The sequence below is a fragment of the Ramlibacter sp. MAHUQ-53 genome (genome assembly GCF_052600055.1).
The window spans coordinates 72,224-84,546 of the sequence record NZ_JBQWTS010000014.1 but is presented as its reverse complement, the minus strand read 5'-3'; the positions used below and the strand labels follow the sequence as shown (position 1 = coordinate 84,546).

Genomic DNA, 12,323 nt, shown 5'->3' with positions numbered 1-12,323 from the left:
GCGGCGCCTGGCGCCGGTGCAGCCGGCGCGGTGTCGGTCCCGCGCGTGTCGGGCCGGCCGCGCGCGTCGGCGGCCAGGTCCAGGCCCTGGGCCCGGGCCGAGGCGCTCCGGGTGCCGCCGGGCGTGGCGGCCATGCCGGGCGTGCCGGCGCCCGACGGGGCGGCCGGCACGGCCGGAGTGGCGGGATCGGCCGCCGCAGGCACCAGGCCGGCGAGCAGGCTGGCCAGGCTGGCCGCGCTGTCGGCGGGGCCGGCGGCCGGGGTGGCTGTGGTGGCCGTGGCGTCGTCGGCTGCGGTGGCCGACTGCGGGTCCTGCGCGGGGCCGGCCGGCGGGGGCGTGCCGGTCTCGCCCTCGCCGGGCGCGGCGGCATCCTGCGCCAGCGAGGCCATCAGGCCGGCAAAGGCATCGGCCGGCGCGGCGGGGCCGCCCGCGGCGTTGCCGGCCGGGGTGCCGGCGGCGGGCCGGGCGGCGGCGTGGGCAGGGGAGGTCACGGGTTTCATTGGGTCTCCGGGATCGAGGGGACGCGGGTGGCGCGCGCGGCGAACTCGTCGCTGTCACGCTGCGCCTGGCGGGCCTGGCGCCGCTGGCGCTCGGCCGCCTGGCGGGCGGCCAGCGCCTCGAAGGCCATCAGCCGGCGCTGGCCGTCGGCCAGCTGCTGCTGGCGCATCGCCAGCGCCTGGGCCCGGCGCTCGCACTCGGCGCGCTGCAGGTCGAGGGCCTCGTCCAGGCGGGTCATGAACAGCTGCCAGTCATGCAGGCGGTCGGCGCTGAAGCCGCCGACACGGCCGGTGGGGCTGCGTGCCAGGGTGTCCTCGCGGAAGCGCCCGAGCTGGTCCAGCGTGGCCTGGGCCTGCTGCAGGGCCCGGGTGCCGTGGCTGACGGCGGCGGCGAGCTTGTCACGCAGCTCGCGGGACTGCTCGATCAGCAGGGGCAGGGCGGTGGTTTGCATGGCGTCGGGCGGGTCTAGGCGCCGGCCTGCGCCAGCAGGGCCTCGAGGGCGGCGGTGCTGGCGCCCAGCCCGGCGCCCTCGCGCATGTCCTGCTGCAGGAAGGCGGACAGCTGCGGGAACAGGCGGATCGCCAGGTCGGCCTGCGGGTCGCCGCCGGGCACGTAGGCGCCCACCGCGAGCAGGTCGCGATTGCGCTGGTAGCGGGACCACAGGGCCTTGAGCGTGCGGGCCAGCTGCTGCTGGCGCGGGTCGGTCACGTTGTGCATCACCCGCGAGATCGACTGCTCGATGTCGATGGCGGGGTAGTGGCCCTGCTCGGCGAGGTTGCGCGTGAGGACGAAGTGGCCGTCCAGGATGGCGCGGGCGTTGTCGGCGATCGGGTCCTGCTGGTCATCGCCCTCGGCCAGCACGGTGTAGAAGGCGGTGATGCTGCCCACGCCGTGCAGGCCGTTGCCGGTGCGCTCCACCAGCTTGGGCAGGCGGGCGAAGACCGAGGGCGGGTAGCCCTTGGTGGCCGGCGGCTCGCCCAGGGCCAGCGCCATCTCGCGGTGCGCCATGGCGTAGCGGGTGAGGGAGTCCATCAGCAGCAGCACGTTCTTGCCGCGGTCGCGGAAATGTTCGGCCAGGGCGGTGGCATAGGCCGCGCCCTGCATGCGCATGAGGGGCGGCAGGTCGGCCGGGGCGGCCACCACGACGGCGCGGCGCAGGCCCTCCTCGCCCAGGATGTCCTCGACGAACTCCTTGACCTCGCGGCCGCGTTCGCCGACCAGGCCGACGATGGTGACGTCGGCCTGCGTGTAGCGGGCCATCATCCCCATGAGGACCGACTTGCCGACGCCGGAGCCGGCGAACAGGCCCAGGCGCTGGCCGCGCCCCACGGTGAGCAGGGCGTTGATGGCGCGCACGCCCACGTCCAGCGGCTCGCGCACCGGGTCGCGGTCCATGGCGTTGATGGCCTCGCGCTGCAGCGGCTCGCTGCGCACGCCCACCAGCGGGCCGCCGCCATCCAGCGGCAGGCCGGCCGGGTCGACCACGCGCCCGAGCATGGCGTCGCCCATGGGCAGGCGGCGGCCGTAAGGGTTGCCGGGGGTGGCGCGGGCGACCTGGCCGTGGGCCAGGCCGTCGAAGGGATAGGTCAGGGGCGCCACATGCGCGCTGGGTGAGAGGCCCTCGATGTCGCCGGTGGGCATGAGGAACATGCGCCCGCGCGAGAAGCCAACGACCTCGGCCTCGGTGGCGTGCTGGCCGTCCCAGACGCGGCAGACGCTGCCCAGGGGCAGCTGCAGGCCGGTGGCCTCCATCACCAGGCCGGAGACGCGCACCAGCCGGCCGCGCGCGGGCAGCGGCACGCCGCCTTCCAGCAGCAGGCCGTGGTGCGCCAGGTGGCGGCCCAGGCGCGAGGCCATGCCGGAGCAGGTGGCGCCGTCGGCGGGGGCGGGGTGGGCCAGGCAGTTCACGGCATCGGCTCCTCGTCGCGGCCCAGGCCGGCCATCACGGCCTGCCAGCGGGCCTCGAAGCTGGCGTCGGCGATGCCGGTGTCGGCTTCGATGCGCACACCGCCGCGCGCCATGGCGGGGTCTTCGTGCACCTGCCAGGCGGGCGCGCCGGGCTGGTCCTGCAGGTGCTGGCGCAGCACCTCGGCGTCCTGCGGGTGGGCCCGCAGCTCCAGGCGGCTGGCACCCTCGCCGAGGGTGCGCAGGGCCTCGGTGGCGGCCGGCAGCACGGCGCGCGGGTCCAGCGCCAGCTCGCGGCGCAGCACCTCGCGGGCGATGTCGATGGCCAGCGAGACCAGGTCGCTGGCGACCTGCGACTCCAGCAGGCCCAGCTCGCTGCGGAAGCTGTCGACCAGCGCCTGCATCTGGCGGGCCACGTCGGCGGCCTTGCGGGATTCGAAATCCTCGAGGGCCTGCGAGCCCTCGCTGTAGCCCTGCTGCATGCCGGAGCGCGCGCCTTCCTCGAAGCCGCGGCGGCGGCCCAGGGCGTAGGCGGCGCGGCCGACCTCGTTGTCCAGGTCACGGGCGCGCAGCGGCGGGCGCGGGCCGTCGCCGGCGGGCGCGGGCAGGGCGCCCAGGTCGAAGCTGGCCACGCCGCGCAGGGCCTCGGCGGAGATGATCCGGCTCGGCGCGACGGCGCTGGGGACGCAGGGGGTGGGAGAGGCGGTGGCGGGGGCCATGGCGTCAGACGAAGCTTTCCTCACCGGCGCCTCCCAGCACGATCTGGCCCTCGTCGGAGAGCCTGCGCACCAGCTTGAGCATGTCCTTCTGCTGCGCCTCCACTTCCGAGACGCGCACCGGGCCCTTGGACTCGATGTCGTCGCGCAGCGCCTCGGCGGCGCGGCTCGAGAGGTTGGACAGCATCTTCTCGCGCAGCTCCGGCTCGGCGCCCTTGAGCGCGATGACCAGGGTGTCGCTGGCGGTTTCGCGCATCACCAGCTGCAGGGCCTTGTTGTCCAGCTTCATCAGGTCGGCGAAGGTGAACATCTGGTCCTCGATCTTCTGGGCCAGCTCGACGTCGCCGCCGCGGATGGCGCCCAGCACCGAGTTCTCGATGGCCGAGCCCAGGTAGTTCAGGATCTCGGCCGCCGCCTTGGGGCCGCCCAGGGGCGCCTTGCGCACGCGGTCGCCGCCGGCCAGCACCTTGGACAGCACGTCGTTCAGTTCCTTGAGCGCGTTGGGCTGGATGCCGTCGAGGGTGGCGATGCGCAGCACCACGTCATTGCGCAGGCGCTCCTCGAAGGCCATGAGCACGCCCGAGGCCTGGTCGCGGTCCAGGTGCACCAGGATGCTGGCGATGATCTGCGGGTGCTCGTTGCGAATCAGCTCGGCGATCGCGCCGGGGTCCATCCACTTCAGGCTCTCGATGCCGGTGACGTCGCGGCCCTGCACGATGCGGTCGATCAGCAGGCCGGCCTTGTCATCACCGAGGGCGAGCTTGAGGACGTTGCTCACGTAGGCGCCGGTGTCGCTGACCAGCGAGCGGTGGGTTTCCACGGTGCGTTCGAAGCGGCGCAGCACGTCGTCGAACTGCTGGTCGGAGACGGTGGTCAGGCGGGCCATGCGTTCGCCCAGGCGCTGGACTTCCTTGGGCGCGAGGTGCTTGAAGACCTCGGCGGCGCAGTCCTCGCCCAGGGCGAGCAGCAGGATGGCGCCGGCCTGGGCGCCGTCGTCGTCGGTGGCGGGGGTGGCGGCCATGGGCTTGCCTCAGGAGGAAGGGGTGGTGACCCAGTTGCGCACCACGTTGGCCACGGTGGCCGGGTTCTGGCGCGCCAGCTGGCGGATGTTCTCGACCTGGCTGGTGCGCGCATGCTGCGCGGCGGCCTGGGCGGTGGGCAGCAGGGGCACCGACTCGGCGCCGGGCAGGCCGTTGCCGGTCTCGGGCAGGTTCACGCTGACGGTGGCGCCGCCGGCCGCGCCGGGGGTGGGCAGGGCCACCGCGTCGTGCACGGTGGCATCGAGCAGGCGCTTGCCGCCGTCCACCGGGGCGGCGCGGCTGGCGCGCAGGGCCGGGCGGACCATGCCGAAGATGATGACCAGGGCCACGATCGGCAGCGCCACCCAGGGCGCCAGGGTGCGGGCCATCTCCAGCACCTCGGGCTGCTTCCACAGGGGCAGGGCCGGCACGGCGGCCACCGGGGCGGCGCGGAAGGCGGCGTTGACCACGTTGACCGAGTCGCCGCGCTCCTTGCTGAAGCCGATGGCCTCGCGCACCAGGGCGTTGACCTGCTCCATCTGCTCGGGCGGCAGGGCGGCGGCGGCGCCCTTGGCGTCGGTGGTGTGGTTCACGACCACCGCGGCATTCAGGCGGCGCACCACGCCGGTGGCGTTGCGCGTGACCTTGATGGTCTTGTCCACCTCGTAGTTGGTGACGGCGTCGCGCTTGCTGCCGCCGCCGGCGGCGGCGCCCGCCTGCGGGCCGGCCGACAGGGCCTGCGGCGCGCCGTTGACGGGCGAGGCCGGCGAGGCGGGCGGCTGGTTGGACAGCGCGCCGGGGATGCCGCCGGCGGCCTGGCCGGCGGCGCCGGGGGTCTCGGACAGGTGCTGGCTGCGCACGGCCTGGGCCGCGTTGCCGCCCTGGTTGGCGCCATAGAGTTCGGCGGTGGATTCGCTCTGGGTGAAGTCGACGTCGGCGGTGACCTGGGCCTTCACGTTGCCGGGGCCGACGATGGGCTCGACGATGGCCAGGATGCGCGCGGCCAGGCCCTGCTCGGTCTGCTGCACGTAGCGCAGTTGCGCGGCGTCCAGGCCGTTGGGGGCGTCGGCGCCCTCCTGCGAGAGCAGGGCGCCGGACTGGTCCAGCACGCTCACCGCCTTGGGGTGCAGGTCGGGCACGCTGGAGGCCACCAGGTGGACGATGCCGGCGACCTGGCCGCGGTCCAGGCTGCGGCCGCCGTGCAGCGTGAGCAGCACCGAGGCCGAGGGCTTGTGCTGCTCGCGCAGGAAGGCGGTCTGCTGGGGCAGGGCCAGGTGCACGCGGGCCGACTGCACCGCGGCCAGGGCCATGATGGAGCGGGCCAGCTCGCCCTCCAGCCCGCGCTGGAAGTTCAGGCGTTCCTGGAACTGGGTGGTGCCGAACTTCTGGTTCTCCACCAGCTCGAAGCCCACCGCGCCGCCCTTGGGCAGGCCCTGGGAGGCCAGGCGCAGCCGCACCTCGTGGACCTGGGCGGCCGGCACCATGATGGCGCCGCCGCCCTCGGTGAACTGGTGCGGCACGTTCATCTGGGTGAGCGCGGCGACGACGCCGCCGCCGTCCCGGTCGGAGAGGTTGGCGTACAGCACGCGCCACTCGGTGCGCTGGCCCAGGCTCGCCGCGACGGCGATGACCGCGGCGACGGCGGCGGCGCCCAGGCCGAGGGCGATGAGGGCGCGGCGGGGCAGCGCCATGACGCGGTCCAGGGCCGGGGGCAGGGCCCGGGCGGAGGTCTTGTCCGGCAGGGCGGGCGAGGCGAGTGTGGTGTCCATCGTGGTCGGTCGCTCGGAGGTTGGCGACCATTGTTCGACGGACTTGAGGCCGGGCGTGCCCCGATATGCGCCGGTTTTGCGGCTTTATTCAGCGGCCTCGCGCGAGGCCGCGGGCCTAAAGTTCCTCCCACTGACTCACAGGCCGACTGCCATGGACATCAAGACCGCCTCCTCCGCCCTGCCGACCCACCTGCTGGACGCCCTGCGGCGCAATGCCGAGGCGCAGCGCGTGGCGGGCGGCGCCGGCCTGGGCGCACCGGCCGGCCCCGCCGCGGCGGGCGAGCGGGTCAGCTTCAGCGGCGCGCTGGACCAGGCCCTCAAGTCCGTCAGCGCCGCGCAGCAGGAGGCCACCCGGCTCGGTGAGGCCTTCCTGGCCGACCCCTCCCAGGTGAGCCTGGAGCAGTCGATGGTGGCCATGCAGAAGGCGCAGATCGGCTTCCAGTCGGCGCTGCATGTGCGCAACCGGCTGGTGTCGGCCTACAGCGACATCATGAACATGCAGGTCTGACCTGCCTGCATGCCCGTACCGGCCCAGGGCCGGTGCCACGGCCCGACGGCTGCCCCCGCCTCAATGCAGCTGCAGGCTCACGTCCGCCTGCAGCGGGTAGCTCAGGTCCAGGAACTCCGGCAGCGGCTCGCACAGCCGGCGGATCTCCGCGTCGTTGGCCACGATGGTGCGCAGGATCCGCATGCGTTCGGGCTGTTCGTCCGCGGTCAGCGGGCAGGTGGCCTTGAGCTTGCGAAGGCGTGAGATCACCACCGCGCAGGCGCCTTCCAGGCGGCAGACGCTGTCCCAGTCGCCCACCCGGGCGGCCGCGAGCATCTCGCGGCTGGCGCCCTCCAGGGCCAGGTAATAACGCAGCAGGCTCTCGCCGGTTCCGATGTCGTCGTTCATGGCGGGCCTCCCGTCACACCGTCAGGTCCGTGGGCCGGCCCACCGGCGCCGGCGCGATTTCCGCCCAGGTCGAACGCAGGTCGCCCAGGAGCCTGGCCACTTCCTCCAGCGGCGCGTCCTCGCTGCGCAGGTTGGCCTGGAACAGGCGCGACACCATGTGTTCGTACAGCGCGCCCAGGTTGGCCGAGAGGCTCGGGTCGCCGTGCGTCTCCAGCGAGGCCTTCAGGCCCTCGTCGATGATCCGCATGGCCTTGCTGATCGTGCTGCGCTTGGTGTCCATGTCGCCGGTGGCGACGGCATGGCGGGCCTGCAGGACGGCGGCGATGGCGCCGTCGAACAGCAGCATCACGAGCTGGTGCGGGCTGGCCTGCGACACCGCGGTGACGGTGCCGACGAGGCGGTACTGTTCGATGGGTGGGAGCACGGTGGTCAGCATGGCGTTGGTCCTCACCCAGGCTTTCGGCCCCGCGGGGCGAAGCTTGAGGGCGGACGCGCCGGGTTCAGGCGCTGGTGTTGAGGCCGAGGCTGGACTTCATCCGCGCCATGTCGGCATTGAGCCGGGACATCTCGTTGTCCAGGCGCTGGTACTGGGCGCGCAGGCGGGCCTCGGTTCGCGAGAGCTTGTCCTGCAGGGCCTCCTGCGCCTTCTGGTTCTGGGTCGAGCTGGATTTCAGTCCGTCCATGCGCTGGGTGAGCGAGCCGGTCTCGTTGGTGAACGGGTCGGCCCACTGCTTGATGCGCTTGCCCAGGCCCAGGGTGCCGGTGTCGCCGCCGGACTGCGCCTGCGTGAACAGGGCGGCCAGCGAGGCGGGGTTGGACAGCAGGGGCGTGAGCGTGGCGTCCTTGACCAGCAGGGTGCCATCGCGTTGCAGCTCGATGCCGGCGGCGCTCAGGCTGCCGGGGCCGGACAGGCCCGAGACCACGCCGCGCAGCAGCTCGCGCAGCGAGGACTGCAGGCCCACGGCCGTCGAGTCCGCCTGCAGCGGCCCTCGGTTCTTGCCGCCGGGGTCGGCCTGGGTCTGCTGCGCCAGCAGCTTGGCCAGGGCGTTGTAGGCGTTGACGAAGTCGTTGATGTTCTTGCGCACCGCCACGGTCTCCACCGAGACGGTGAGGTCCACCGGGGCGGTCGTCACCTTGCGCAGGGTCAGCGTGACGCCGGTGATGGCGTCGGCCGCGGTGTTGGTGGGGCTGGTCAGGGCCAGGCCGTCGAGGGTGTACTTCGCGTCCTGGGCGGCCTGGGTCTGGCTCAGGTTCTTGCCGCTGCCGGCCGCGGCGGCCGGGTCGAAGGCCAGGGCGGACAGGCCGGCGGCGTCGGTGCTGTTGCCGTCGTCGTCGGCGGCGGTGATCTGCACCGAGCTGTCGGCGCCGTCGGGCGTGCGCAGCACCAGGCGCGTCTGCGCGCCCGAGCCGACGAGGCTGGCGGTGACGCCGGCGCTGGCCGCGTTGATCGCGTCGCGCACGCCGGCGAGGGTGTTCTGGCCCGCGCCGATGGTCACGGTGACCGGCGTCGAGCCGGCGCGCGGGGTGAACACGCCCGCCGTGGTCGTGCCCACCGCGAACGTGAGCGTGCCGGTGCCCACCACCGCGCTCGAGGAGGCGTAGGCCGCCGAGGCCAGGCTCTGCGACTGCGCGAGCTGCTGCACTTCGAGCCGGTACTTGCCGGCGCTGGCCGTGGTGCCGGCGGCGAGGCTGGCCACGCTCGCGTCACTGGCGTCGGCGCGCAGCGGGTTCCAGCTGGCCGGGTCGGCGAGCTTGGCGCCGAGGTCGCCGAGGGCGGCCACCTGGCCCTTGAGCGTGCCGAAGGCCGACAGCCGGGTCTGGATCGTCGCGGCGCGCTGCTGGAGCTGCGTCAGCGGCCGCTGCTCCAGCGCCATCAGCGAGGAGACGATGTTGTTGACGTCCAGGCCGCTGCCGACGCCGGTGCTGGTAATGGTGGGCATGGGCTAGGACGTGGTGCGCCGGCGATCAGCCCTTGAGGAGGGACAGCACCTGCTGGGGCAGCTGGTTGGCCTGCGAGAGCATGGCGTTGCCGGCCTGCTGCAGGATCTGCGCGCGGGTGAGGTTGGCGGTCTCGGCGGCGAAGTCGGTGTCCATGATCCGCGAGCGGGCGGCGGTCACGTTCTCGGCGGCGATCTGGATGTTGGCGACCGCGCTCTCGAAGCGGCTCTGGACCGCGCCGAGGTTGGCGCGCGCGCCGTTGATCTGGGTCAGCGCGGCGTCGGCCTGCTGGATGGCGAGCTGGGCGCCGGCGTAGGAGCTGATGTCCAGCGAGGCCATGTTGGCGCTGGCGGCGGCGTTGGCGCTGTCGGCGGCGACGAAGCCGACCTTGGCGCCGGCGGCGCCGGTCAGGGTGATCGTGGCCGCGGAGGTCATCACGATCTTGTTGTTGGGAGCGTCGAAGAAGGCGCCCACGCCGGTGGTGGTCGAGATGCGGTTGATCGCGTCGACGATCTGGGCCTGGCGCTCCTGCGTGGTGCCGGCGGCGGCGAGCACGCCGATGTCGGTGCCGTTGATGGTCAGGTCGCCCAGTGCGGTGGCGGTCAGGTCGGTGATGGCGGTGGAGTTCTGCGTCGAGGCGCGGTTCACCACGCCCATGCCGGCCAGGCGCGCGTCGGTGATCGCGTTGACGGTGATGGCCTCGCCGGCGTCGGCGCCGACCTGGAACTTGGCGGAGGTGAAGCTGCCATCGAGCAGCTTGGTGCCGTTGAAGCTGGCGGAGCCGGCGACGCGGTCGATCTCCTCCTTCAGCTGGGCGACCTCGGCCTGCAGCGCGGCGCGGTCGTTGTTGCTGTTGGTGGCGTTGGACGATTGCACCGCCAGCTCGCGCAGGCGCTGGACCATCTCGCCGATCTTGCCCAGCGCGCCCTCGGCGGTCTGGGCCAGGGAGACGCCGTCGTTGGCGTTGCGGGCGGCGACGTTCAGGCCGCGCACCTGGGAATTCATCCGCTCGGCGATGGCCAGGCCGGCGGCGTCGTCCTTGGCGCTGTTCACGCGCAGGCCGCTGGACAGGCGCTGCAGCGAAGTCGCCAGGGAGCTCTGGGAGGTTCCCAGGGCACGTTGCGTGGTGAGCGACGGCAGGTTGGTGTTGATCACGGAAGGCATGGCAGCTCCATTGAGAAGGTGTGAGCGGACTGTGCCGCGGCTGCCGTCGCCATGATCGAACGAGAAAAGGGCCGAAGACGGCCCTTTTCATGCCCGGGGCTGGCCCCGGGGACTCCCGTCAGCGCAGGAGGGAGAGGACCTGCTGGGGCAGCTGGTTCGCTTGCGAGAGCATCGCGTTGCCGGCCTGCTGCAGGATCTGCGCGCGGGTGAGGTTGGCGGTCTCGGAGGCGAAGTCGGTGTCCATGATCCGCGAGCGGGCGGCGGTGACGTTCTCGGCGGCGATCTGGATGTTGGCGACCGCGTTCTCGAACCGGCTCTGCAGGGCGCCCAGGCTGCCGCGGGCGCCGTTGATCTGGGTCAGCGCGGCGTCGGACTGCTGGATCGCGAGCTGGGCGCCGGCGTAGGAGCTGATGTCCAGGGCCGACATGTTGGCGCTGGCGGCGGCGTTGGCGCTGTCGGCGGCGACGAAGCCGACCTTGGCGCCCGCGGCGCCGGTCAGGGTGATCGTGGCCGACGAGGTCATCACGATCTTGTTGTTGGGGGCGTCGAAGAAGGCGCCCACGCCGGTGGTGGTGGAGATGCGGTTGATCGCGTCGACGACCTGGGCCTGGCGCTCCTGCGTGGTGCCGGCGGCGGCGAGCACGCCGATGTCGGTGCCGTTGATGGTCAGGTTGCCCAGCGCGGTGGCGGTCAGGTCGGTGATGGCGGTGGAGTTCTGCGTCGAGGCGCGGTTGACGACACCCATGCCGGCCAGCTGCGCGTTGGTGATGCTGGAGACGGTGATGGACTCGCCGGCGTCGGCGCCGACCTGGAACTTGGCCGAGGAGAAGCTGCCGTCCAGGAGCTTGGTGCCGTTGAACGAGGTGTTCTGGGCGATGCGGTCGATCTCGGACTTCAGCTGCGCCACTTCGGACTGCAGCGCGGTGCGGTCGGTGCTGCTGTTGGTGGCGTTGGACGATTGCACGGCCAGTTCGCGAATGCGCTGGACCATCTCGCCGACCTTGCCCAGCGCGCCCTCGGCGGTCTGCGCCAGGGAGACGCCGTCATTGGCGTTGCGGGCGGCGACGTTCAGGCCGCGGACCTGGGAGCTCATACGCTCGGCGATGGCCAGGCCGGCGGCGTCGTCCTTGGCGCTGTTCACGCGCAGGCCGGTCGACAGGCGCTGGATCGAGACGTTGAGGGAAGCCTGCGAAGCGCCCAGGTTGCGTTGGGTGTTGATCGAGGCCAGGTTGGTGTTGATCGAAGACATTGCGATTCCCCAGTTTCAGGCCCCACTCGGGCCCGGTTGACACAACCGCTTGATTTGCGGTACTGCGGGGCGATCCCCGTGCCATGGATATCGGCGGGGGTGTGCGGGCATTGAGGATTTCGCGGTTTTGGAACCGTAGGAATTTTTCTTAGCGGGGTGGTTGGATTTCCCCACTCAAGAAGTCGTCAGGGCGAGCAACACTTCGTTTCACCAACCCAGCCCCCGCAACAACAGAGACGACCTGACATGAACGCCGACAAATTCCTCAACGAGATCCGCGACACCAATCTGTCCTACCTGGTGCTGGCGCAGGCCATGATCCGCGCCGACAAGCCGCAGGCGCTGTTCCGCCTGGGCCTGTCCGAGGCCGTGGCCGACATGATCGTGCAGATGTCGCCGCAGCAACTGGTGCGCATCGCCTCGCGTTCCGGCCTGGTGTGCGGCTTCCGGTTCGATGACGAACTGATCTGGGGCCTGCTGACCGACCACCACGACCCGCGCGCCGCGCAGGAAGCCAACGCCGACCGCCTGCATGCCAGCGTGCTGATGGCGGGCCGCCACGCCGCCGTCGCGATGGCCGCCTGATCCCCGCCGTCGCCGCGCAAGAACAACAGCCACCAGGACACGCCATGCCCACCCGCAGCCTCCTCGCCGAGAACCAGCAACTCAATCACGCGATCCAGTTGATCAAGCTGGGGGCCCGCATGGCGGTGCTCGAAGGCGAGACGGACCTGTCCCATGAGCGCCTGGTGCGCCTGTACCGCGAGGTCACCGGCCAGTCCCCCTCCAAGGGGCAGCTGCCTTATTCGACCGACTGGTTCATTTCCTGGCAGCCCAATATCCACGCCTCGCTGTTCCTGAACATCCACGAGGGCCTGGACAAGACCCTGGCGCTGGACAGCGTCGAGCTCCTGATCAAGGCCTGGGAGCTGTACGCGTCGGAAGTCGGCGCGCTGGGCGTCGAGGCCATGCTCTCGATCACCCGGGCCTGGCGCCTGGTGAAGTTCGTCGACAGCGACATGCTGTGCCTCACGCCCTGCAGCCACTGCGGCGGCCACTTCGTCACCCACACGCACGAGTGGGGCCACGGCTCGCAGCGCTTCGTCTGCGGCCTGTGCGAGCCGCCGGCGCGCGCCGGCAAGAGCCGCCGCAGCGGCGCGATCCACTGAC

13 protein-coding genes and 1 pseudogene are annotated in these 12,323 nt (G+C 72.3%); 3 read left to right on the top strand and 11 right to left on the bottom strand.

The window, feature by feature from the left end:
• The 6 genes and pseudogenes from ACT80S_RS17865 to fliF all read right to left on the bottom strand — a co-directional run.
• Nucleotides 1-500 (bottom strand): annotated as a pseudogene (locus ACT80S_RS17865) (hypothetical protein); the annotation flags it as partial.
• Nucleotides 497-949: a flagellar export protein FliJ gene (gene fliJ / locus ACT80S_RS17860; protein ID WP_377418415.1), complete on the bottom strand. Its 453-nt coding sequence runs from the start codon at nt 947-949 to the stop codon at nt 497-499. The pseudogene ACT80S_RS17865 and the gene fliJ, both read right to left, overlap by 4 nt.
• Before the next feature lie 14 nt (nt 950-963).
• Nucleotides 964-2,355, bottom strand: a complete 1,392-nt coding sequence (gene fliI / locus ACT80S_RS17855; RefSeq protein ID WP_377418430.1) for a flagellar protein export ATPase FliI — start codon at nt 2,353-2,355, stop codon at nt 964-966.
• A 47-nt stretch (nt 2,356-2,402) separates the two neighbouring features.
• Nucleotides 2,403-3,122, bottom strand: a complete 720-nt coding sequence (locus ACT80S_RS17850; protein WP_377418412.1) for a FliH/SctL family protein — start codon at nt 3,120-3,122, stop codon at nt 2,403-2,405.
• A 4-nt stretch (nt 3,123-3,126) separates the two neighbouring features.
• The gene (gene fliG / locus ACT80S_RS17845) at nt 3,127-4,140 is read right to left on the bottom strand and encodes a flagellar motor switch protein FliG (protein ID WP_377418409.1); all 1,014 of its coding nucleotides are present in this window, start codon (nt 4,138-4,140) and stop codon (nt 3,127-3,129) included.
• Nucleotides 4,141-4,149: 9 nt separating this feature from the next.
• Nucleotides 4,150-5,907, bottom strand: a complete 1,758-nt coding sequence (fliF, locus tag ACT80S_RS17840) for a flagellar basal-body MS-ring/collar protein FliF (protein ID WP_377418406.1) — start codon at nt 5,905-5,907, stop codon at nt 4,150-4,152.
• A gap of 151 nt (nt 5,908-6,058) precedes the next feature.
• Here fliF and fliE point away from each other — a divergent pair, with 151 nt between their 5' ends.
• Complete coding sequence (fliE, locus tag ACT80S_RS17835) at nt 6,059-6,415, top strand: flagellar hook-basal body complex protein FliE (protein ID WP_377418403.1); 357 nt, start codon at nt 6,059-6,061, stop codon at nt 6,413-6,415.
• Between the two features lie 60 nt (nt 6,416-6,475).
• Here the strand turns inward: fliE and ACT80S_RS17830 are convergent, their stop codons facing one another.
• The 5 genes from ACT80S_RS17830 to ACT80S_RS17810 all read right to left on the bottom strand — a co-directional run bounded on the left by ACT80S_RS17830 (nt 6,476) and on the right by ACT80S_RS17810 (nt 11,153).
• A complete protein-coding gene (locus tag ACT80S_RS17830) occupies nt 6,476-6,802 on the bottom strand; it encodes a flagellar protein FliT (protein ID WP_377418400.1) in 327 nt (108 codons plus the stop codon).
• A gap of 13 nt (nt 6,803-6,815) precedes the next feature.
• Nucleotides 6,816-7,238, bottom strand: a complete 423-nt coding sequence (gene fliS, locus ACT80S_RS17825) for a flagellar export chaperone FliS (RefSeq protein WP_377418397.1) — start codon at nt 7,236-7,238, stop codon at nt 6,816-6,818.
• Nucleotides 7,239-7,302: 64 nt separating this feature from the next.
• Nucleotides 7,303-8,742 carry a flagellar filament capping protein FliD gene (gene fliD, locus ACT80S_RS17820; protein ID WP_377418394.1) on the bottom strand — a complete coding sequence of 480 codons (1,440 nt, stop codon included), beginning with the start codon at nt 8,740-8,742 and terminating at the stop codon, nt 7,303-7,305.
• 25 nt (nt 8,743-8,767) lie between these two features.
• The gene (locus ACT80S_RS17815) at nt 8,768-9,904 is read right to left on the bottom strand and encodes a flagellin N-terminal helical domain-containing protein (RefSeq protein WP_377418391.1); all 1,137 of its coding nucleotides are present in this window, start codon (nt 9,902-9,904) and stop codon (nt 8,768-8,770) included.
• A gap of 118 nt (nt 9,905-10,022) precedes the next feature.
• The gene (locus ACT80S_RS17810) at nt 10,023-11,153 is read right to left on the bottom strand and encodes a flagellin N-terminal helical domain-containing protein (RefSeq protein WP_377418388.1); all 1,131 of its coding nucleotides are present in this window, start codon (nt 11,151-11,153) and stop codon (nt 10,023-10,025) included.
• 246 nt (nt 11,154-11,399) lie between these two features.
• Here ACT80S_RS17810 and flhD point away from each other — a divergent pair, with 246 nt between their 5' ends.
• Both flhD and flhC read left to right on the top strand, forming a co-directional pair.
• Nucleotides 11,400-11,738 carry a flagellar transcriptional regulator FlhD gene (flhD, locus tag ACT80S_RS17805; protein WP_377418386.1) on the top strand — a complete coding sequence of 113 codons (339 nt, stop codon included), beginning with the start codon at nt 11,400-11,402 and terminating at the stop codon, nt 11,736-11,738.
• 44 nt (nt 11,739-11,782) lie between these two features.
• A complete protein-coding gene (gene flhC / locus ACT80S_RS17800; protein ID WP_377418383.1) occupies nt 11,783-12,322 on the top strand; it encodes a flagellar transcriptional regulator FlhC in 540 nt (179 codons plus the stop codon).
• Nucleotide 12,323 lies beyond the last annotated feature (1 nt).

Coding starts and splice junctions, on each gene's coding strand:
- fliD (WP_377418394.1), bottom strand. CDS start 8,742: ATGCCCACCATTACCAGCACCGGCGTCGGCAGCGGCCTGGACGTCAAC.
- fliE (WP_377418403.1), top strand. CDS start 6,059: ATGGACATCAAGACCGCCTCCTCCGCCCTGCCGACCCACCTGCTGGAC.
- fliG (WP_377418409.1), bottom strand. CDS start 4,140: ATGGCCGCCACCCCCGCCACCGACGACGACGGCGCCCAGGCCGGCGCC.
- flhD (WP_377418386.1), top strand. CDS start 11,400: ATGAACGCCGACAAATTCCTCAACGAGATCCGCGACACCAATCTGTCC.
- flhC (WP_377418383.1), top strand. CDS start 11,783: ATGCCCACCCGCAGCCTCCTCGCCGAGAACCAGCAACTCAATCACGCG.
- ACT80S_RS17815 (WP_377418391.1), bottom strand. CDS start 9,904: ATGCCTTCCGTGATCAACACCAACCTGCCGTCGCTCACCACGCAACGT.
- fliS (WP_377418397.1), bottom strand. CDS start 7,238: ATGCTGACCACCGTGCTCCCACCCATCGAACAGTACCGCCTCGTCGGC.
- ACT80S_RS17830 (WP_377418400.1), bottom strand. CDS start 6,802: ATGAACGACGACATCGGAACCGGCGAGAGCCTGCTGCGTTATTACCTG.
- fliF (WP_377418406.1), bottom strand. CDS start 5,907: ATGGACACCACACTCGCCTCGCCCGCCCTGCCGGACAAGACCTCCGCC.
- fliI (WP_377418430.1), bottom strand. CDS start 2,355: ATGGCCTCGCGCCTGGGCCGCCACCTGGCGCACCACGGCCTGCTGCTG.
- ACT80S_RS17850 (WP_377418412.1), bottom strand. CDS start 3,122: ATGGCCCCCGCCACCGCCTCTCCCACCCCCTGCGTCCCCAGCGCCGTC.
- ACT80S_RS17810 (WP_377418388.1), bottom strand. CDS start 11,153: ATGTCTTCGATCAACACCAACCTGGCCTCGATCAACACCCAACGCAAC.
- fliJ (WP_377418415.1), bottom strand. CDS start 949: ATGCAAACCACCGCCCTGCCCCTGCTGATCGAGCAGTCCCGCGAGCTG.